Origin of the sequence: Sphingobium sp. OAS761 (assembly GCF_024168485.1) — a bacterium.
Classification (GTDB): Bacteria; Pseudomonadota; Alphaproteobacteria; order Sphingomonadales; family Sphingomonadaceae; genus Sphingobium.
The window spans coordinates 107,000-128,212 of the sequence record NZ_JALJVY010000011.1; the positions used below are offsets into that span (position 1 = coordinate 107,000).

At 64.4% G+C, this 21,213-nt stretch carries 16 protein-coding genes; 12 read left to right on the forward strand and 4 right to left on the reverse strand.

Features of this window, described 5'->3' with window-relative positions; translation table 11 throughout:
- Nucleotides 1-4 precede the first annotated feature (4 nt).
- From nuoL to J3E64_RS15575, 7 genes are read left to right on the forward strand one after another with little or no spacing between them, the layout of a single operon-like run.
- Nucleotides 5-2,098 (forward strand): NADH-quinone oxidoreductase subunit L, encoded by a 2,094-nt coding sequence (nuoL, locus tag J3E64_RS15545; protein WP_253343935.1) that lies wholly within the window; start codon nucleotides 5-7, stop codon nucleotides 2,096-2,098.
- Complete coding sequence (locus tag J3E64_RS15550) at nucleotides 2,098-3,651, forward strand: NADH-quinone oxidoreductase subunit M (RefSeq protein WP_253343936.1); 1,554 nt, start codon at nucleotides 2,098-2,100, stop codon at nucleotides 3,649-3,651. The genes nuoL and J3E64_RS15550 overlap by 1 nt, the downstream gene beginning before the upstream one ends.
- Nucleotides 3,651-5,087, forward strand: a complete 1,437-nt coding sequence (nuoN, locus tag J3E64_RS15555; RefSeq protein ID WP_253343937.1) for an NADH-quinone oxidoreductase subunit NuoN — start codon at nucleotides 3,651-3,653, stop codon at nucleotides 5,085-5,087. Before J3E64_RS15550 ends, nuoN begins: the two co-directional genes overlap by 1 nt.
- A 2-nt stretch (nucleotides 5,088-5,089) precedes the next feature.
- The gene (locus tag J3E64_RS15560) at nucleotides 5,090-5,791 is read left to right on the forward strand and encodes a biotin--[acetyl-CoA-carboxylase] ligase (protein WP_301287331.1); all 702 of its coding nucleotides are present in this window, start codon (nucleotides 5,090-5,092) and stop codon (nucleotides 5,789-5,791) included.
- A gap of 10 nt (nucleotides 5,792-5,801) precedes the next feature.
- Nucleotides 5,802-6,581, forward strand: coding sequence for a type III pantothenate kinase (locus J3E64_RS15565; protein ID WP_253343939.1), 780 nt, complete (start codon nucleotides 5,802-5,804; stop codon nucleotides 6,579-6,581).
- Nucleotides 6,581-8,218, forward strand: coding sequence for a ribonuclease J (locus J3E64_RS15570; protein WP_253343940.1), 1,638 nt, complete (start codon nucleotides 6,581-6,583; stop codon nucleotides 8,216-8,218). Before J3E64_RS15565 ends, J3E64_RS15570 begins: the two co-directional genes overlap by 1 nt.
- 9 nt (nucleotides 8,219-8,227) lie before the next feature.
- Complete coding sequence (locus tag J3E64_RS15575) at nucleotides 8,228-8,497, forward strand: DUF1467 family protein (RefSeq protein ID WP_253343941.1); 270 nt, start codon at nucleotides 8,228-8,230, stop codon at nucleotides 8,495-8,497.
- Between the two features lie 88 nt (nucleotides 8,498-8,585).
- Here J3E64_RS15575 and J3E64_RS15580 read toward each other — a convergent pair whose 3' ends face one another.
- Nucleotides 8,586-11,258, reverse strand: a complete 2,673-nt coding sequence (locus tag J3E64_RS15580) for a hypothetical protein (RefSeq protein ID WP_253343942.1) — start codon at nucleotides 11,256-11,258, stop codon at nucleotides 8,586-8,588.
- An 80-nt stretch (nucleotides 11,259-11,338) separates the two neighbouring features.
- Here J3E64_RS15580 and J3E64_RS15585 point away from each other — a divergent pair, with 80 nt between their 5' ends.
- From J3E64_RS15585 to J3E64_RS15600, 4 genes are all read left to right on the forward strand, one after another.
- The gene (locus J3E64_RS15585) at nucleotides 11,339-11,641 is read left to right on the forward strand and encodes an Hpt domain-containing protein (RefSeq protein WP_253343943.1); all 303 of its coding nucleotides are present in this window, start codon (nucleotides 11,339-11,341) and stop codon (nucleotides 11,639-11,641) included.
- 90 nt (nucleotides 11,642-11,731) lie between these two features.
- Nucleotides 11,732-12,898, forward strand: coding sequence for a hypothetical protein (locus tag J3E64_RS15590; RefSeq protein ID WP_253343944.1), 1,167 nt, complete (start codon nucleotides 11,732-11,734; stop codon nucleotides 12,896-12,898).
- Between the two features lie 55 nt (nucleotides 12,899-12,953).
- Nucleotides 12,954-14,042 (forward strand): DUF2336 domain-containing protein, encoded by a 1,089-nt coding sequence (locus tag J3E64_RS15595; RefSeq protein WP_253343945.1) that lies wholly within the window; start codon nucleotides 12,954-12,956, stop codon nucleotides 14,040-14,042.
- Complete coding sequence (locus tag J3E64_RS15600) at nucleotides 14,039-15,421, forward strand: HAMP domain-containing sensor histidine kinase (protein ID WP_253343946.1); 1,383 nt, start codon at nucleotides 14,039-14,041, stop codon at nucleotides 15,419-15,421. Before J3E64_RS15595 ends, J3E64_RS15600 begins: the two co-directional genes overlap by 4 nt.
- A 70-nt stretch (nucleotides 15,422-15,491) precedes the next feature.
- On the opposite strand, the gene J3E64_RS15605 is transcribed toward J3E64_RS15600, so the two are convergent.
- Together J3E64_RS15605 and gltX are read right to left on the reverse strand one after the other, a co-directional pair.
- On the reverse strand, nucleotides 15,492-16,778 hold the full coding sequence (locus J3E64_RS15605; RefSeq protein WP_253343947.1) for a citrate synthase: 1,287 nt from the start codon (nucleotides 16,776-16,778) through the stop codon (nucleotides 15,492-15,494).
- Between the two features lie 20 nt (nucleotides 16,779-16,798).
- Entirely contained in the window at nucleotides 16,799-18,241 is a 1,443-nt protein-coding gene (gene gltX / locus J3E64_RS15610) for a glutamate--tRNA ligase (protein WP_253343948.1), read from the reverse strand.
- A gap of 49 nt (nucleotides 18,242-18,290) precedes the next feature.
- On the opposite strand from gltX, the gene J3E64_RS15615 reads away from it, so the two are divergent.
- Nucleotides 18,291-20,426: a ComEC/Rec2 family competence protein gene (locus J3E64_RS15615; RefSeq protein WP_253343949.1), complete on the forward strand. Its 2,136-nt coding sequence runs from the start codon at nucleotides 18,291-18,293 to the stop codon at nucleotides 20,424-20,426.
- Here J3E64_RS15615 and lexA read toward each other — a convergent pair.
- A complete protein-coding gene (gene lexA, locus J3E64_RS15620; protein WP_253343950.1) occupies nucleotides 20,423-21,097 on the reverse strand; it encodes a transcriptional repressor LexA in 675 nt (224 codons plus the stop codon). The two genes, J3E64_RS15615 and lexA, sit on opposite strands and share 4 nt — an antisense overlap.
- Between the last annotated feature and the right edge of the window lie 116 nt (nucleotides 21,098-21,213).

The following is a 21,213-nucleotide window of genomic DNA, read 5'->3' on the forward strand; positions in this document are numbered from 1 at the left end:
CGCCATGATCCAGCTTATCGTCCTTCTTCCGCTGCTGGCTGCCGCCATCGCCGGCCTTGGCAACAAGGCGCTCGGCAAGTTGCCGGCCAAGATCGTCACCACCGGCGCGCTGTTCGCGGCCTGCGCGATGAGCTGGATGATCTTCATCCCCTTCGTCGCGGGCGATGCGCAGGCCTATGTGCAGCCGGTCTTCACCTGGATCGAAAGCGGCAGCTTCGATGCCCAGTGGGCGTTGCGCGTCGACACGATGACGGCGGTCATGCTGGTCGTCATCACCAGCGTTTCGAGCCTGGTTCACCTCTACAGCTGGGGTTATATGGACGAAGAGCCGGATCAGCCGCGCTTCTTCGCCTATCTGTCGCTCTTCACCTTCGCGATGCTGATGCTCGTGACGGCGAACAATCTGCTTCAGATGTTCTTCGGCTGGGAAGGCGTGGGTCTTGCCTCCTATCTTCTGATCGGTTTCTGGTTCCGCAAGCCTTCCGCCAATGCCGCCGCGATCAAGGCGTTCGTCGTGAACCGCGTCGGCGACCTTGGCTTCATGATGGGCATTTTCGGCACCTATCTGGTGTTCAACACCATTTCGATCCCGGAAATTCTGGCCGCCGCACCCTCCATGGCCGGATCGACCATCGGCTTCCTGGGCCACCGGTTCGACACGATGACTGTGCTCTGCCTGCTGCTGTTCGTCGGCGCCATGGGCAAATCGGCGCAGCTTGGCCTTCACACGTGGCTGCCCGATGCGATGGAAGGCCCGACCCCTGTGTCGGCGCTGATCCACGCGGCGACGATGGTCACCGCAGGCGTGTTCATGGTGTGCCGCCTGTCGCCGATGTTCGAAACCTCGCCGACGGCGCTCGGTTTCGTGACCTTTATCGGCGCGGCGACCTGCCTGTTCGCCGCTACCATCGGCACGGTCCAGAACGACATCAAGCGCGTCATTGCCTATTCCACCTGTTCGCAGCTGGGCTACATGTTCTTCGCGGCGGGCGTCGGCGCCTATGGCGCGGCGATGTTCCACCTGTTCACCCACGCTTTCTTCAAGGCGCTGCTGTTCCTGGGGGCCGGTTCGGTCATCCATGCGATGCACCATGAACAGGACATGCGCTATTATGGCGGGCTGCGCAAAAGTATCCCCATCACATTCTGGGCGATGACGCTGGGCACGCTGGCCATCACCGGCGTCGGCATTCCGACGACCCTGTTCGGTTTTGCCGGCTTCTTCTCGAAAGACGGAATATTGGAAGCCGCATACGCTTCCGGCGGATCGGGCATCGGAGCCTATTACGTCGGTGTGTTCGCGGCATTGCTGACCAGCTTCTACAGCTGGCGCCTGGTCTTCCTGACCTTCTTCGGCAAGCCGCGCTGGGCCGCGTCGGAGCATATCCAGCACGCTCTTCATGACGCGCATGGCCATGACGGTCACGCCACGCACGGACACGGATCCGAACATGACAATGCGCCGGCGCAGGAAGATGCGGGCCACGATCCGCACGGTCACGAAGCCGATGCCCATGCGCTGCCGACCGGAACCGGCGGCTATCATCCGCATGAAAGCCCCTGGGTCATGCTAATCCCGCTTATCGTGCTGAGCATGGGCGCGGTATTCGCGGGCTTCCTCTTCCACGATCAGTTCATCGGTCCGGAAGGCGGCATCGAATTCTGGAAGGGGGCGCTCGCTTTCGACAGCCACCTGATGCACGGGGCGCACGAAGTGCCTCTGTGGGTGAAGTTCGGGCCGTTCACGGTCATGGCCCTGGGCCTGATCATCGCATGGCTCAGCTACATCCGGAACACCGACTGGCCGCAACGCTTCGTTGCCACCTTCGGCGCGCTGTATAAGTTCCTGCTCAACAAATGGTATTTTGACGAGCTGTACAACGTCATCTTCGTCAAGCCCGCCTTCGCCATCGGCCGCTTCTTCTGGAAGTTCGGGGACGTCGGCTTCATCGACCGCTTCGGGCCCAATGGCCTCGCCGCGCTGGTCGTGCAGGGCAACAAGATCACCCGTCGGATTCAGTCCGGCTACCTCTACACCTACGCGCTGGTGATGCTGATTGGCCTCGCCGCGGCCGCAACCTGGGCGATGACACGATAATGGACGGCTTCCCCATCCTTTCCCTGATGATGGCAGTGCCGATGGCGGGGGCCATCGCCTGTCTCTTCGCGGGCGCCAACAGCGCGCGCTGGATCGCCCTGATCGCGACGCTGGCCGACTTCGTGCTGGGCATCGTGCTATGGGCCGGTTTCGACCAGTCCGGCGGCGCGCTTCAGTGGCAGTTCCAGGAATTTCACCCGATCTTCGGCCGCTTTGCCTGGGCGCTGGGCATCGACGGCATCGCGCTGATGCTGATCGTGCTGACCGTATTCCTGATGCCGATCTGCATCGGTGCCAGCTGGCAGGCCATCCAGAAGCGGGTCGGCGAATATATGGCCGCCTTCCTGTTCATGGAGGTGCTGATGATCGGCGTCTTCACGGCGCAGGATCTCTATCTTTTCTACATCATGTTCGAAGCCGGCCTGATCCCCATGTACCTTATCATCGGTATCTGGGGCGGCGCGGACCGGATCTACGCCAGCTACAAATTCTTCCTCTACACGCTGTTCGGATCGGTGCTGATGCTGATCGCGATGATGTGGATGGTGCATGAGGCGGGGACGACCGAAATTCCGGCGCTGATGGCCTATAATTTCGACCCGCATGTCCAGACCTGGCTGTTCCTTGCCTTCTTCGCGAGCTTCGCGGTGAAGATGCCGATGTGGCCGGTCCACACCTGGTTGCCTGACGCGCATGTTCAGGCGCCGACTGCCGGTTCGGTCATCCTGGCGGGTGTGCTGCTGAAGATGGGCGGCTACGGCTTCATCCGCTTCTCGCTGCCGATGTTCCCGGAAGCCTCCGCGCAGCTCGCCTGGCTGGTCTGGGGCCTCTCGATGGTGGCGGTGGTCTATACCAGCCTCGTCGCGCTGGTGCAGTCGGACATGAAGAAGCTGATCGCCTACAGCTCGGTTGCGCATATGGCGATCGTGACCATCGGCCTGTTCGCCTTCAATTCCGCCGGCATCGAGGGCGCGATGATGGTGATGCTGGGCCACGGGCTCGTGTCGGGCGCGCTGTTCCTGTGCGTCGGCGTCATCTATGATCGCCTGCATACGCGCGAGATCGCCCGCTACGGCGGCCTGGCGATCAACATGCCGAAATATGCGACCCTGTTCCTGCTGTTCACCATGGCGGCGGTCGGCCTGCCGGGGACCAGCAACTTTGTCGGCGAATTCCTGTCGCTGATGGGTGTGTATCAGGCGTCGAGTTGGGTGGCGCTGGTATGCACGACGGGCATCATCCTGGGCGCGGCCTACATGCTCTACCTGTATCGTCGGATCTGCTACGGCGATCAGGTCCATGCCGATGCCGCGGCCATGCCGGACCTGTCGGCCCGCGAAATCGCGCTGCTGGCGCCGATCGCAGCGGCGGTTCTGTGGATGGGGGTCTATCCCGAAAGCTTCCTGGCCCCGATGCGGGCGGACATCCGCGCGCTCGAAGCGCGCCTCGCCCCTGCGGCTCCCGCAGGAGATTCCCATGTCAAAATGGGTGAACCCAAGCCTGCGGGCGAGGGCCATCACGAAGAAGTCGCCGCGCACGGGGAGGCGCACTGATGATTGATTCCGCTTCCCTTCTGGCGGTTCTGCCGGAACTCGTCCTAACCGCAGGTGGCCTGATCCTGATGTTGGTCGCCGCCTATGGCGGTGATGCCAGCGCGCGTGTCGTCAACTGGCTGTCGGTCGTCACCCTGGCGCTTGCCGGTTTGGCGCTGTCCTGCTCTCTCGCGCATGGACCCGATGCTTTCGACGGCCTGATGCGTGCCGATGCATTTTCGGTATTTGCCAAGGCGCTGATCTACGGCGCCGCCGCTGCCGCCATCCTGCTGGCGCCCCGTTATTTCGCGGTCGATGGTGCGCCGCGCCCCGAATATCCGGTGCTGATCCTCTTTTCGGCGATCGGCATGGGCATGATGGTATCGGCCGGCGACCTGCTGACGCTCTATGTCGGTCTCGAAATGCAGAGCCTTGCCGCCTATGTGCTGGCCAGCTTCATGCGTCAGGACGAGCGCTCGTCGGAAGCGGGACTCAAATATTTCGTGCTGGGTTCGCTCGCCAGCGGTATCCTGCTTTACGGATCGGCGCTGCTGTACGGCTTCACCGGCACGACCGCCTTCGACGGTATCGCGGTCGCCATGGGCGATGGCGTGTCCAAGGGCGAATTGTTCGGCATGGTCTTCCTGCTTGCCGGCCTGGCGTTCAAGATGAGCGCCGTGCCGTTCCACATGTGGACGCCCGACGTCTATGAAGGCGCGCCGACCCCGGTCACGACCTTCTTCGGCAGCGCACCCAAGGTCGCGGCGATGGGGCTGGCCGTGCGTGTCGCGATCGAAGCGCTTGGCCCGGCCGGCATGGACTGGCAGCAGATCGTGATCTTCGTTGCACTCGCCTCCATCATCCTGGGCGCTGTCGCGGCGATCGGCCAGACCAACATCAAGCGTCTGATGGCCTATTCGTCGATCAACAATGTCGGTTTCGCGCTGATCGGCCTGGCCGCCGGCACGCCCGCCGGCGTTGCGGCGACGATGAGCTATATGGCGATCTACGTTGTCATGACGATCGGCGCCTTTGCCTGCATCCTGCAGATGCGCGACGCGCAAGGGCGCCCGCTCGAAAGCATCGCCAGCCTCGCGGGTCTGTCGCAGTCGCGCAAGGGACTGGCCGCGGCCCTCGCCATTTTCATGTTCTCGATGGCCGGCATTCCGCCACTGTTCGGTTTCTGGGCGAAATTCCTGGTATTCGACGCGGCGGTGGGTGCCGGGCTGACCGCGCTGGCCGCGTTCGGCATCGCGGCATCGGTGATCGGCGCCTTCTATTATCTCAAGATCATCAAGACGATGTATTTTGACGACCCGGCGGAGGCCTATGAAGCCAGCGGCGGCGCCGTCGAAAACATCATCCTGACGGCCTGCGCCGTCGTGATCGTGCTGGGCTATCTGCTCAATCCCTTGCTGGATCAGGCGAGCGCCGCCGCCGCGGCGTCGCTCTTCTGACGCTGATCCGCTTCGTCGAGGAAACCGGCTCCACGAACGCCGACATGCAGGCGCTGGCGGAGCGGGGAGCGCCCGAGGGAAGCTGGCTGCGGGCGGCGCGTCAGACCGGGGGGCGCGGACGGATGGGCCGGACGTGGGAAAGCCCTGCCGGCAATCTTCACTGTTCGACGCTGGTGCGCGTCGGGTTGGACGACCCGCAGCCGCATACGCTCGCTCTGGTTGCCGCCAATGCCGTGCATGCGCTGATCGCGCCGCTCTGTGCCGGGCAGGCGCGGATCAAATGGCCCAACGACGTGCTGGTCGACGGTGCCAAGATCGCCGGCATTCTGCTGGAGCGGACGGGCGACAGCATCGTCATCGGCATCGGGATCAACGTGACTGGTCACCCGGCCGGGCTGGATCGGCCGGTGACAAGCCTTGCCGCGCAAGGTGCCGCCGACGCGGAAGCCGGTGCGTTGCTGGAGCGACTGGCGATGCTGTTCGCGCACTGGCTGGCGATCTGGCGCGCGCAGGGGCTGGAACCCGTCCTGGCGCACTGGCTGCTCAACGCGCACCCTCGCGGCACTGCGATGCGCGTCGTGCAGCCCGATGGTGCGATCGTGGAGGGGCAGTTCGACACGCTGGATCGGCACGGTATGCTGATGCTGCGCTTGGCGAACGGCGATAGCCGTGCCATCCACGCCGGCGACATCATCCTGGGCTGAGGAACGGATCATGCTGCTAGCCATCGATGCGGGCAATACCAATGTGGTTTTCGCGCTGCTGCAAGGGCAGGAGATACGCGCGCGCTGGCGCATCGCCACCGATCCGCGACGCACCGCGGACGAATATGCCGTCTGGCTGAACCAGCTGCTGATGCTGGAGGGATACGCCATCGCCGATATCGACGCGGTGATCATCGCGACGGTGGTGCCGCGCGCCCTTCACAATCTCCAGGTGCTCGCGGAAAAATATTTCAAGACCGCGCCTCTGGTCGCGGGTCAGGCGGGGGCGCCATGGGGCATCGAACTCGACGTCGCTGAACCCGCGTCGGTCGGCGCGGACCGCGTTGTAAATGCCATCGCCGCGCACCACCTCTATGACGGCGACCTGATCGTCATAGATTTCGGGACCGCCACCACCTTTGATGTTGTCGACTATACGGGCGCCTACAAGGGCGGGATCATTGCGCCGGGCATCAACCTGTCGCTGGACGCGCTCGTCGCAGCTGCGGCCAAGCTGCCCAAGATTGCGATAGCGCCGCCGGAAAACCGTTCGGTTATCGGACGCACCACGGAAGCGCAGATGCATATCGGCGTATTCTGGGGTTATGTTGCGATGATGGAGGGCCTCGTGGCGCGCATCCGCGCGGAGATCGGCCGGCCCGCCAAAGTGATTTCGACAGGCGGCCTTGCCGTTCTGTTCGACGACAACAGTGATATTTTTGACGCGATCGCGCCGGACCTGACCATTCAGGGACTGGGGCTGCTGTATGAACGGAGTTTGACGACATAATGACGCCTGGAAACGAGCTGCTCTTCCTGGCCCTGGGTGGGTCGGGAGAGATTGGCATGAACGTCAACCTCTATGGTTGTCAGGGCAAATGGGTGATGGTCGACCTGGGTCTCACCTTCGCCGATCCGGCCTATCCGGGCGTAGAGCTGGTACTGCCCGACCTGAGCTTCATAGAGGAACGGCGGGATGATCTGCTGGGCATCGTGCTGACCCATGGGCATGAAGATCATATCGGGGCAATTCCGTATCTGGCGGCGGATCTCGGCGTGCCGCTTTATGCCACGCCCTTCACGGCGGGCCTGATTCGGCTGAAGCTGGAAGAGGAAGGACTGAGCCGCGACGTCAAGCTGAACGTCATCGAGAACGGGGGCAGCTTCGAACTCGGGCCGTTCGGTTTCCGCTATGTGCCGCTGGCGCATTCGATTCCGGAAGGCAATGCCGTGCTGATCGATACGCCGCACGGTCGCATCTTCCACACCGGCGACTGGAAACTGGACGAGCGGCCGTTGCTGGGTCGCCCGTCCACGCCGCAGGAACTGACCGCGATCGGCGACGATGGCGTGCTGGCTCTGGTGTGCGACAGCACTAATGTATTCAATTCCGAAGCCAGCGGCTCGGAAGGCGATGTGCGCGAAGGCTTGATGCGGACCGTCGCCGACGCGCAGGGCCGGGTGCTCGTGACGACCTTTGCGTCGAACGCGGCACGGCTCCAGACCCTGGGCGAGGTCGCTGCCGCCACCGGCCGTACGCTCTGCGTCGCTGGCCGTTCGCTCGACCGGATCATCACGACGGCGAAGGCCGCGGGCTACCTCAAGGATTTCCCGCCGACCGTCGATTGGGACGATGCGATGAAGCTCCCGCGCCGCGATGTCATGATCATCGCGACCGGCGGGCAGGGGGAAACCCGCGCCGCGCTGGCGCGCATCGCGTTCGACAGTCACCCCATCAAGCTGACGCAGGGTGACACGGTCGTCTTTTCCTCCAAGCAGATTCCCGGCAACGAAATCGCGATCGGTCGTATCCAGAACGCATTGGCTACCGCCGGAGTGCTGATGGTCACGGACCGCCAGGCCGAAGTCCATGTGTCCGGACATCCGGGACGTCCCGAACTGGAGGCAATGTATCGCTGGATCAGGCCGCAAATCCTGCTGCCGGTGCATGGGGAGCGGCGCCACATGGCGGAACAGGCGCGACTGGGGCTGGCAAGCGGCATCGACCATGCACCCGTCCAGTCGAACGGGGACGTGCTGCGCCTTGCACCCGGCAAGCCGCAGATCATCGGCCACGAACATTCGGCGCGGTTGGTGCTGGATGGTGACGTCATACTGCCTGCGGACGGCAGCACCATGAATGAAAGGCGCAAGGTCAGCCTTCACGGGCAGATCAGCGTTGCGGTCGCCCTGGACCGCAAGGGGAAGCTGATCGGTGCGCCCGCGCTCAGGACGCAAGGCGTGCCGGTGGAAGAAGACAAGACGGCTTTTCTGGCGGAGGCCGCCGAAGAAGCGGCCGGAGTCGTCCCGAAGGGGTCGCAGGACGAAGAAGCGCTGCGCGAGCGGGTGCGCCTTGCCGTGCGCCGCACGGCGACGCGCTGGACCGGCAAGAAACCGGTGGTGGACGTTCTGCTCATTCGCGCCTAGTCAGGCGCCATGAACTGGTACGCTGTCTTTGCGATCTATTTCCTGATGTGGGTCGTATGCGCCTTCATCATGCTGCCTTTCGGCATCCGCACGCCCGATGAAACCGGCGAGCAGTTGATGAAGGGGCAGGCGGACAGCGCTCCCAGCAATTTCCGGCCATGGCGTGTGGTGTTGCGCGCGACGATCCTGTCGGCCGTGCTGTTCGCACTTTACTATGTCAATTATGTCGAAGGCTGGCTGACGGTCGACATGCTGCCGGGCTACCATCCGACACGTTGAATGACGGGCCGGGTGCGACAGCCGTCGCGGCCGCATATTCCCAACTGCCTTTGACCCGATGATGACCAACGCCCCACGGGCGGCCCTGCTATTGGCGCAGTCGTTCGATTGCCTGTGCCAGCGCGACATAGAGTTTGCCCATATCCGACGAGAGCACCGCGACGCCCAGCGCATTGCCGTCGCGCGCCGACAGGATGATGCGCAGCATGGATTCGAAGTCGTGGATATAGCGGTTCACATGGTCGCGGAATTCGGGTTCATTATCGTAATGGAGCGCGATCTCCCGCGACTCCCCGGCATCCAGCAGCTTGACGGCGCGGCGCGTGAACACGCCGCGATCGCCCTTCAGATAGGCTGACCAGGCAGAGTCGGTAACATCGTTCGACAGGATCTTGGCAACGTCGATGGCGGTGCTGTTGAGCGATTCGATGAGCAATGCCGAACGGCGCGCGAAATGATCGCGATCTCGATCCTCGGCCGCGCGATCCGCTTCCGCGATACGCTGCTCGACACTGGCGCTCGTGTCGGCGATTGTCAGCAATTGTCGGGTCAGCCGCTCCGATGCCGCGTTGGCCGCTTTCACGGCCTCTTCGGCGACCTGTGTGATCTGATTGAGTTGTGCCGTGACCCGTTCATCCACGGCGTCGCGCATGGCCCGCTCACTGGCATCCGCAAGCGATTGAGCGGCCTCGGGAATAGCGCGTCCCAGCGCCTGCCGGGCCCGTTCCGCGGCCTGCTCAGCCGTGTCCTTGACCCGCAGCAGGGCGGTGACGAGCAGCGGACCCGCGCCTTCCGTGATCCGGGTCGCATCCTGATGCGCGGCATCCAGCGCGTCGCGCAGGCGATTGACCAGGTCGCGATTGGCCTCCAGGCCGCTCTGGGTGCTCTCCAGCCATTCGGTCAAGCGGCTGCCCTGTCCGCGCAGCATGGATTCCGCTTCCTCGGTCCGACCCAGCAGGGCTTCCGAAATCGCCTCCAGCCGTTCCATCTCGGGCGTCGTGCTGCCCAGCAGCGCCCGGCTCTGGTCGAGACGGGCATCGAACCGATCCAGCGCCGCAGGGTAGGTTTCGTCCAGCTCGCGGACGCTCGAATCGAGAGCTAAGAGCAGCGTTTCCGCGCAACCGATCAGCTTTTCGGCAGTCATGCCGCCGGCCGCGAGGGCCTGATCGATGCGCTGCGTTTCCGAAGCCAAGCCTGCCAGAGCCTGTGTCATCCGGTCGCTGCGGGCCATCGCGCTTTCTTCCAGCGCGGCGAAGCGGCTTTCACTGGCGCCGATGGTGCCTTGCAGATTTTCGTGCAGTCCGGTCATCAGACTGCGTTGGCCCTCCACCATTTCGTTAATGTGATGAAGGCGGCTTTCCACATCGCCAATTGCATCAGCGAACCCGGTGACGGTCTGCCCGCCCATGTTGTCCAGGCTGTCTCGCGCCCGGTCGACAAGTGCATCCAGCGCCTTGCCGTGCGATGCCAGGCGCGTATCGGCCATCGCGAGCGCTTCCTGGGCATGATCGACCGTCGCGTCCAGCCGTTGGCGAATCGTCGCCTCGATCGATTCGAGATCGACGCCGAGCCGGGCTATCACGTCCTCGCTGGTCGTCATGATGCCCGTCTGCGCGGCGCTGACCAGGCCTTCCAGCGCTTCGGCGCGGCGCGTCAGGCCCGAATCGGTTTCGGTCATCGCCGACCGGATGGATTGCAAGAGCATATCCAGCCTGTCGCGCGCCTGCGCCTGCATCGCTTCCAGGTCTTCGTTCAACGCGGCGCGGATGCTCTGGCTGCTGCTGGCAACCCCGGCCTGAGCCGCATCGACCATGGCGGCAAGTGCCGCGGACTGGGCTTCGATGTCCTGGCGGCTGCCGTCCATCGCCAGCCGTGCGCCAGCGGCCGTCGCTTCGATCCGACCCGCTGCGATGTCAGCCATACCGTTCACTTCGTCCGAAGCCGCGCGGGCCTTTTCCTGAAGCTGGGATAGCTGGCTCGACAGGCTCTTGGTGGCTGACAATGTGCGTGCACGGGTATCGTCGGACAATTCGGCAAGTCGGTGCAACCGGGTTTCCAGCGTGTCGATCCGTTCGGCCAGCGCATGGCCATTGTCCATGATCTGTGCCGCAATACGGCCCGTGCGATCCTCTATCTCCGGTATCGAGGCGACCAGCGTTTCCATCCGCGCCATCAGCGCCGCGCCAGCCTGTTCGGCCGCTTCGGCGCGCGTTGCCGTGATTTCCGCGCGGCCGGCGATCAATTCTGCCGACGCCTCCATGTTACTGCTCGCGGCAGCACCGTAACTGTCCAGCAGTTCCGCCTGATCCTGCATGGACTGACGGGCGGTTTCGAGCTGGGTGGCGATACGGCCCAGCCGGATTTCCAGCAGGTCCGCCTCCGTCCGGAGCGCCCGCGCTGTCTCCAGGTAGCGGTGCGACTCGGCGCGGCTGGACCGCAGGAAAATCAAGTACGCCAGGCCCAGCAGGATGAGTGGTGCGCATATTGTTGCGATGGCCGCCGACCAGCTCGCCGGTCCGCCGCGCAGCGCGTCCGAGGCGATCATCGACCAGAGTGAGAAGCCGACCCAGGCGAGTGCAAGGACCAGAATGCCGATACGAAGTCCGTTTCCGCCGCCGATGTGCGGGTCGGATCCTGTTTCTTCCTCGCCGATGTCGAGAACCGCCTGTTTCAAAAGCAATATGTCGTCCATCTGCGCGTCTTTGCCAGTCGCGCCTGTGTCCTCGCGCCAGAACTCGACGATTGTGCTGCCCCCTGTCATGCCGCCATCCTAACAGCTTTTCTGCCAAGGCAAATGCCCTGTTACCAAAACTTAACGCAAGCCCGATAGCGTTGGTCTCCATGTCATACGATCCCGGTGCTCTGGATGCGGCATTGGCCGCTGCGGTTGGCGACGATAGCGCGCTGATCGCGGACCTGCGCATCGCCTTCATGGAAAGCGCCGAACGGCAGGTGGACTTGCTGGGTCGGGCGCGCTGCGATGCCAACTGGCAACTGGCGGCATGGCGGCTCAAGGGGCTGGCCGCCAGCTTCGGCCTGACGGCTCTCATGGCCATGGCAGACGAAGCCGCGACGACGGCGCCCGGCGATCCGCGCATATTGCGGCGCCTGCGCGCGGCGCTTTCGGGCATCGAGCAAAGCTGAAATATCGATCTTGTCCGGCCCGGCTTGCGTCACGGCTCCGGCCTTGCGAAAAGGTCGGCTCAAACATGACCGGGTCGGCAACGTAACGAAATGGGTTTTTCCGTCATCCTCAGCGCAAGTCGCGCAACCGGCGATTCGTCGGGCGGCCTGCGCGCGGGCCTGCATTTCGCGGGTCAGACTCTGGTGGAATATCAGGCGAGGCAGGCGGTGCGGGCCGGCGCGGACCATGTGCTGATCGCCGTCGGCGTCATCACGCCAGTCCTGTCACAGGCGGTAGACCGGTTGGGCGCGGATGGTATCCCGGTAGCATTGGTCCGGGATATGGTATCCATGGTGCGCGATGTGCCGAGGGACAGGGACGCATTGCTGATCGCCGACGGGGCAATCGTGGCACAGGCGCATGTCGATGCGTTCGGGCAAATGCAGGGCGATGCGCTGCTGATCACTGACGACAGCCGCGCCAGTGCGCCGCTGGAACGGATAGATTCGGGTCAGCGCTGGGCCGGTCTGGTGCGGGTCAGCCCCGCCTTGCTGTTCGACACGCTGGACATGATCGGGGACTGGGACCTGGCATTGACCCTGGTGCGGGCGGCGGTGCAGAAGGGCGCGCGTCGTGTCACCGTGCCTCAGGACGATTTGCTGGAGGGCAGGGTGGCGCTGGTGGACAGCCAGCAACAGGCCGACCTTGTCGCGCAGGCGGTGATTTCTGCCGGAACGAAGTCGGGCCATGCGCGCGGCGGTGTGGAACATTTGCTGCTGGCGCCACTGGCCCGCCGGATCGCGCCGATTCTGATGCGCGCGCAGGTGCCGGCGCTGCAGGTGCGGGTCGCTGCGATCGCGGTGGGTGCGATAGCGCTCGTTCCGGTCGAACTGCATTGGACGCTGTCGGGCTTCAGCCTTCTGCTGCTGGCCTTGCTGCTGTCGGAAGCGGCCGACAGGCTGGACGAACTGGCGCTGCGCAGTCCCATGATGAACTGGGTCGCGCTGGTGCCGCCCTTGATGGCTTTGATCGGCCTGGTCCTGGTTGGCGGCACGCCGTTGGCGGTCGATCTGGCGCTTATGCTGGCCATCTTGGTGGTGGCGAACCGGTGGCGGCGAACGGGCGCGGCGCGCGCCTGGATGATCCTGACGCCCGGCACGGTGCTGCTGCTGCTGACGGGGGCAGCCATGGCCGGGTGGCTGGACGCGGGATTCCGCGTGGCGGTGCTGGTGGCGATAGCCTCTTTCGGTGCCATCATCCTGCGCCGTCACGGCTGACAATTGGTCGGCAAGGTTTAGTGCATTTTAACGACGTGCGATTAAGCTGCAGCGCATGAACGCCTTTTCGTGCCTTGCCGGAACCACGATGGCGGACAGCTGGCCGATGGCGCGGGTCATGGCGGGCATGTCCGCCATGCCGGTGGCACATGCGATCGATCTGGCCCTGTTTTTCGAGGTCGACGAGCGCGCGCGCCACGACGCCCTGATTGCGGAGACGCGCCGGCATATCGGCGGATGCATCGCGGCCATCGAAACGGCGATGCGTGTGTCGCTAGACCATGAGCCCACAGTGACGACGGCGCTCAAATCCTCGCCCGAGCCGCTATGCTGGGCGACGATCCGCGCCCAGCCCAGTCTGGTCAGCCCGGCGCTGCTCGCGCATATGCAGGTTCGCGCAGGATTGAGCCTGATGCTGCGCCAGTTCGGGCAGCGCGATGTGGAATCGGCGGGCGAGGAGGACATCGAGTGGTTGCCGCGCCCCGATGACCCGGAAGCCGGGGAGGCCATGACCGCCCTTGGCCTGGCCGAGGCCCGATGGATCGCGCCCGGCGGGGATGCCCAGCCGATGCGACCGGACCTGCCTGCCGAAGAGTTTGCGGAACTCGTCTGGACTGTCGCCGCGTGCCTCGCCATCGGCGCGAGCCGCGCCGTCGGCATGCCCGCCGACGGGATGATCGTCGCATTCGAACGATCTGGAATGGCGCTGCTGGCCGACCATGATGAAAGCGTCAGCCCGATCATCCAGGCGGAACGCCTCGTGCGCCGCATGGGCGCGCGGGCGGATGCGCCCGAGCTTTTGGGCAAAGCGCTGGGCGGACGCCGCTTCCTTATATTCGCGGCGCTGACTGCACGGCGGCTGCGCATGTCGGTGCAGCAGGTCGTCGAAATATTGATTGCAGGACCAATGCCCCAGGTCGCGGCGCTCTGCCGCGCGCTGGGCGGGTCGGATGCCGACTACCGCCATCTTCTGCTCGCGTTGCGGCCGGTGCGCCCGGCCTTGTCAGACCCGGCCGTCGTCGCGGAGGCAGAGCGCTATGGCGCTCTTGAAGAACAGGCTGCGGACATGACGGTCAGCGCGCTGCGTGCGCCGGCCGCGCTTCGCAACAAGATCGATCATCTGCTGCGTGCATCGGCGCGATGAACATGCCTGCGCACCCGGTCGTCATCCGCGCGGCGCTTTCCGCCGACGGGCATCTGCTCAGCGCCGATCCCCCTTTGCTGACGCTCCAGCGCGAGGCGGGCAGCGACCTTGGGGCGCCGCTTGCCGTGCCGCAGTTGGCTGCGATCGGACGGCTTGCCTTGCGCTTGGGCGTGACAGTCTCGCGACCCGTCGTAGCGGCTACCATGCGCGGCGACATCGATATGTGGGTGCGGGCGCGGGCTGATGATGACGGCGTGATCCTGTCGATCATCGACTGGCAGGAACGTCAGGTGGCCGTCGTGCCGCCGGACGCTGCGCGCCGGGAAAGCGATCTGGCCGCGTTGGCCGAAGGCTGGATCTGGCAGGTCGACACGCAGATGCGGTTTGAAATGGTAGCGGAAGGATCGGGCGGAGCACAGGATGCGCTGCCCGCCGCCCCGCCGGCGCCGGGAAGCCGCTTTTCGGCCTATTTCGAATTGCGGCCCGATGCGGAAGGCGACATGGCCATGCTGCGTGCGCTCGCGCAGCGCCGCGCTTTTCGCGATCAGGTTGCGGCAATGGTGGCCGAACCAACGCAATCGGTGCGATTGTCCGGCTTTCCGCTCTTCGACGTCGCGGGCCAGTTGACCGGCTATCGCGGCGCGGCCTGCGCCACCGAGCGGCTGGTATTCGCGCCGCTGGACAGCGCTCCTGCTGCCGCTCTCTATCCAGCGGAATTTGGCAAGCGCCTGGATCGCTCGCTGCGCCAGCCTCTCGGCCGCATCATTGCCAATGCCGACACGATCGGCGCGCAACTGGAAGGGCCGTTGCGCGAGGATTATGCCGGTTATGCACGGGACATTGCCGTGGCCGGGCGGCATTTGATGGCTTTGGTGGACGATTTGGCCGACCTGCAGGCAATTGACCGCCCGGATTTTGCCGTGATCGCCGAAGAGGTCGATCTGGCCGACCTGGGTCGTCGCGCCGCGGGGTTGCTGGCGGTCAAGGCCCTCGACAGGAATATTCGGGTCATCGCGCCGGATGGAGACGCGGCTGTGCTTGCGACCGGCGAGTTTCGGCGGGTGCTGCAAATCCTCGTCAACCTGATTGGCAACGCCGTGCGCTATTCGCCCGACGGGACCGAGGTGCGGATCGTCACCGAACGTGACCATGGCGAAGCGCGGATCATGGTTATCGATCAGGGACCCGGCGTGGCGGTGGCCGATCGGGAACGCATATTCGAAAAGTTCGAGCGGCTGGGTCGCGACGATTCGGGCGGTAGCGGGCTTGGGCTTTATATTTCACGACGTCTGGCGCGGGCGATGGAGGGGGACATCCGCATCGGCGGAACCCCGGGCGAGGGCGCCCGCTTCATCCTGACGCTTCCGGCCGCGATCTGACCGTTTTTTATGCGGAGAACGAAAAAAAAGGCGCCCGGTCCGGGCGCCTTTTCCGTTCGTTCGCTAGCGATCAGCGCGCGCTGACCGGAACATAGTCGCGCTGCACCGGACCGGTGTAGAGTTGGCGCGGACGGCCGATCTTCTGCGCCGGGTCCGAAATCATCTCGTTCCACTGTGCGACCCAACCCACGGTGCGGGCAAGGGCGAAAAGCACGGTGAACATTTCGGTCGGGAAGCCGATGGCCGACAGGATCACGCCCGAATAGAAGTCGACATTGGGATACAGCTTCTTTTCGATGAAATAGGGATCGTTAAGGGCGATCTGCTCCAGTTCCTTCGCCACGTCGAAGATCGGATCGTCGACGCCCAGTTTCTCGAGGACATCCTTGGCGGTCTTCTGCATGACGGTCGCGCGCGGATCGTAATTTTTATAGACGCGATGGCCAAAGCCCATCAGGCGGAAGGGATCGTCCTTGTTCTTCGCGCGGGCGATATATTCAGGAATGCGGTCGACCGTGCCGATCTCGTGCAGCATGTTGAGGGCGGCTTCGTTCGCTCCGCCATGGGCGGGGCCCCAAAGGCACGCGATGCCGGCCGCGATGCACGCGAACGGGTTGGCACCGGACGAACCGGCAAGGCGCACGGTCGAAGTCGAGGCGTTCTGCTCATGGTCGGCGTGGAGGATGAAGATCTTGTCCATCGCATCCACCACCACCGGGTCCGGAATATATTCCTCCGCCGGTACCGAAAAGGTCATGCGCAGGAAATTTGCGGTGTAGCTCAGGTCGTTGCGCGGATAGACAAAGGGCTGACCGGCCGAATATTTATAGGCCATGGCCGCGATCGTCGGCATCTTCGCGATCAGGCGGTGGCTGGCGATCTTGCGCTGTTCCGGATCGTTGATGTCCGTCGAGTCATGGTAGAAGGCGGACAGGGCGCCGACGACGCCGCACATGATGGCCATCGGATGCGCATCGCGGCGAAAACCGCGATAGAATGTCGTCAATTGTTCATGCACCATGGTGTGGCGCGTAATGGTGTGGGTAAACTCGTCCAGTTCCTGCTTAGACGGCAATTCGCCGTTCAGCAGCAGATAGCTGACTTCCATGAAGCTGGACTGTTCGGCAAGCTGGCCGATGGGATATCCGCGATGCAGCAGCACGCCTTCGTCGCCATCAATGTAGGTCAGGCCGGATTCGCAGCTGGCGGTGGAGGTGAAACCGGGATCATAGGTGAACATACCGGTATTCGCGTAGAGCTTGCGCACGTCGATGACCTGGGGACCGACCGAACCGTCCATGACGGCATAATCGTAGCTGTTTCCCCCCACGTTCAAACTGGCTGTGTTGTCCGACATATTGTTCTCCTTGTATGCCATCAACCGACCGATGCGTGCCCGACATCGTTCAGTCGTCCCAAGCTCTCCTCTTTCCCCAGCAGGAAGAGGACATCGAAAATGCCCGGCGAGACCGTTCGGCCGGTCAGCGCGGCCCGCAAAGGCTGCGCCACTTTGCCCAGCCCCAGGCCGGCATCCTCTGCCACGCGGCGTATTACGTCCTCGATCGCTTCGACCGTCCAGGACTGGACGGGTGAGAGAGCGTCGGCTGTCTTGGCCAGCAGCGCGCGCGCGGAGTCGTCTAGCAGAGCGGACGCCTTTTCGTCAAAATCCAGCGGGCAATTTTTGAACAGAAATTCGCCACCTTCCGCAATTTCGTTAAGGGTCTTGGCGCGTGGCTTCAACTGGGGCATCGCAGTTTCCAAAAGCGCCATGTCCTCGTCGGACAATTGCGTGCCCAATCGCTGGCCGATGCGCGGGCTGACCAGAGCGGCAAGGCGCGCATCGTCGGCTTCGCGCAGATAATGGCCGTTCAGATTTTCCAGCTTTTTGAAATCGAAGCGCGAAGGGGACCGCCCGACGCCGTCGATGTCGAAAAGTTCGACGGCACGGTCGCGGGAAATGGTCTCTTCGTCGCCATGACCCCAACCAAGCCGCAGTAGATAGTTGAGCACCGCTTCGGGCAACATGCCCATTTCGTCGCGATAGGCGTCGACGCCCAGCGCACCGTGGCGCTTCGACAATTTCGCTCCGTCCGCTCCGTGGATCAGCGGAATATGGGCGTAGACCGGCTCGTCCCAACCCATCGCCTTGATGATGCCCAACTGGCGAAAGGCATTGTTCAGATGGTCGTCGCCCCGGATGACATGGGTCACGCCCATGTCATGGTCGTCGACCACGACCGCCAGCATATAGGTCGGTGTGCCGTCCGACCGGAGCAGGATCATGTCGTCCAGTTCGGCATTCTGCACGACGACGCGGCCCTGCACCGCATCGTCGATTACGGTTTCCCCTTCGCGCGGTGCCTTTAGACGGATGACGAAGGGTGCGCCCGCCGGAGCCTCGTCCGGTGCCCGGTCGCGCCAGCGGCCGTCATAGCGCATCGGCTGCCTGGCCGCGCGCTGGGCCTCGCGCAGGGCGGCCAACTCCTCAGGGGTGGCGAAGCATTTATATGCGTCGCCCTGGGCCAGAAGCTGGTGAGCCACCTCCGCATGGCGGGCCGTTCGGGCGAACTGGAACACGGGTTCTTCGTCGCCCAGCAGGCCCAGCCAGTCCAGCCCGTCGAAAATTGCAGCGACCGCGGCGTCGGTCGATCTTGCGCGGTCGGTGTCTTCTACGCGCAGCAGGAACTTGCCGCCATGGTGACGCGCGAACAACCAGTTGAACAGCGCCGTGCGGGCGCCCCCGATATGCAGAAAGCCGGTAGGGGACGGGGCGAAACGGGTCACCACCTGCTTGTTCATTCCCGTTGCGCTTGCCGTCATATTCCCTGACATTCGTCCTGATAACCCGATGAATGCGACGCCCCCTAGCATGGCTTTTGAGCCACGACAAACGTCCCTTGTGACCAGGGCCGGCAGGACCGTGCTGGCCTCGTTCGCCGCCTTGGAACAGTGGCTGGAGGCGGAGCGCGAACAGCTTGCCCTATGGGTTCCCGTGCCGATGGGAGCAGGCGTGGCCGCGTGGTTCTTCCTGCCTGCGCCGATGGCCTGGCTCGCCTTTTGCAGCACGATGCTGGCGCTCGCCTGCGCGGGCATGTTGCTGCCGTCCGGCGCGCGGTCGCGCCGGGCGCTGATTGCCGGCGGCCTGCTGGCCTGTCTTGGCTGCGGCCTTGTATGGGGGAAGGCGAGCCTGCTGGGGCAGGCGCCCCTTCGGAATGCACAGTTCTTGACCGTGACAGGGGAAGTGGCCGGCGTGCGGGCCATGCTGGCGCAGGCGATGGTACGGGCGATGGTTCGCCCCGCCGATGCGCCCGGCTTGCCGCGCTTGATCCGCGTGAATATCGACGACGCCGCGATCCCGGCCGGACTGGGGAAGGGGAGCATCATCCGGTTCCGCGTCCGGTTGATGCCGCCCGCGCCACCGGCTGTGCCCGGCGCCTATGACTTCGCCGCGCGCGCCTATTTCGACGGTATCGGCGCGACCGGGCGGGCCCTGCCGCCGATCATGGTGCTGCGGCCCTCTACGGCATCTCCGTCGCTGCGCGCGGCCTTGTTCGGCCATGTGCTCGGCCGGCTGGACGGTCCTGCCGGCGGTATTGCCGCTGCGCTGGCGACGGGTGACCAGGGCGGGATTCCCGATGAGGATGCCGACGCGATGCGCCGCAGCGGGCTGGCGCATCTGCTCTCGATCAGCGGATTGCACGTCACCGCCCTGATCGGCGCCGTGATGGTTCTGGTCTTGCGCCTGTCGGCGCTCAGCCGTCGCGCAGCGCTCGACTGGCCGCTGCTGCTGTTGGCGGCCGGTGGCGGTGCGCTTGCCGGGGTCGGCTACACCTTGCTGACGGGCGCTGAAGTGCCGACCATCCGATCCTGCATCGCGGCCTTGCTCGTGCTGGGCGGGCTGGCGCTCGGGCGCGACGCGATCACCCTGCGGTTGGTGGCCGTGGGCGCGATCCTCGTCCTGCTGTGCTGGCCTGAAACTTTGGTCGGGCCGAGCTTTCAGATGAGTTTCGCCGCAGTCACCGCCATCGTGGCGCTGGCGGAGCATCCCCGGTTCCGCACCTTCGCGGCCGCGCGCGACGAGCATCCATTGCGCAAGGCGGGGCGGGTGCTGGCGGTGATGCTGGCGACTGGCGTCGTGGTCGAACTGGTGCTGATGCCCATCGCACTGTTTCATTTTCACAAGGCGGGAATGCTCGGCGCCTTCGCCAATCTGATCGCCATCCCGCTGACGACCTTTGTCATCATGCCCGCGGAGGTTCTGGCATTGCTGCTCGACCTGGTCGGACTCGGCGCCCCCGCCTGGTGGGTGGCAGGCACGGCGCTAGACCTGCTGCTCCGTCTGGCGCACGGCGTCGCCGCCAGCCCGCTCGCGTCGCTGCTGCTGCCTGCCATGCCGTCGCCATTGTTCGCGACGATCATGGCCGGCATATTATGGTGCCTGCTCTGGCGTACGCGCTGGCGCTGGTTGGGCATGGTGCCGGTGATCGGGGCAACCGTAATCCTTCTATCATTGTCGCCCCCCGACCTGCTGGTGACGGGCGATGGTCGGCATGTAGCGATACGAACGGACCGGGGCATGGCGATCCTGCGCGAACGGGCGGGTGATTATGTCCGTGACACGCTGAGTGAAAATGCGGGCTTCGACGGCGCGATGGACTCGCTCGCCACTCTGCCGCAGGCCCGCTGCTCGACCGACCTTTGCGCCGTGCGGATGAACCGGGGTGGACGGTCCTGGCATCTGCTCGCGACTCGCAGCGCCATGATGGTCGATTATTCGCTGCTGGCGCCCGCCTGTGCGCGGGCCGACATCGTCATCGCCGATCGCGCCCTGCCGCGCTGGTGCCGCCCACGCTGGTTACGGATCGACCGTCGTCTGCTCGCGCGAACCGGCGGCATCGCCATCGACCTGGATAACGGCGCTATACGAACGGTGCGCACCGCAGGTGACGCGCATCCATGGACCGATCGCTCCCCGCGGCGCCCATCCGCGCAACGGCTGCGTTAGTTGTAGCGGCGCAGCAATCCCGCCAGCTTGCCCTGGATACGGACCTGCCGGGGATCATATATCTGCGCTTCATAGGCGCTATTGGCCGGATCGAGCCGCACCTTGGGGCCTTCGCGCCGGAAATATTTGAGCGTCGCTTCATTGTCGTCGATCAGTGCGACAACGATCTGGCCCTCGCGTGCGACATCGGTACGCTGGATGAGTGCGAAGTCGCCGTCCAATATACCCGCCTCGACCATCGAGTCGCCGGACACTTCGAGGGCATAGTGGTCGCCCGAGCCAAGCAGCGCCGCAGGAACGGACAGCATGGCATGGCCCTCCATCGCCTCGATCGGCACACCGGCCGCGATCCGGCCATGCAGGGGAATTTCGACTACATCGTTCGCCGCGATCGGCAAGATCGCGGGGGCGGCCTTCCGCGGCGGCGGTGCCGCAGTCACGGCAGCCCGGCTGAGCGCGTCGGGCAGCTTCACCACTTCCAGCGCGCGCGCCCGATTGGGCAGGCGCCGGATGAAACCACGTTCTTCCAAGGCGTTGATCAGCCGATGAATGCCGGATTTGGAACGCAGGTCGAGCGCTTCCTTCATCTCCTCGAACGAAGGCGAAACGCCGCCTTCCTCCAGCCGGTTATGAATGAAGCTGAGCAATTCCTGCTGCTTTGACGTCAACATCTCCGCCTGTCCTCCATAGAACGTATGAAGAACGCATAGGAAACGGATGGGGATAAGTCAAGCTGGGGGTGATTATCCCTTTGGCATCATCCAGCATGGCGAAGGTGACGTGGTCG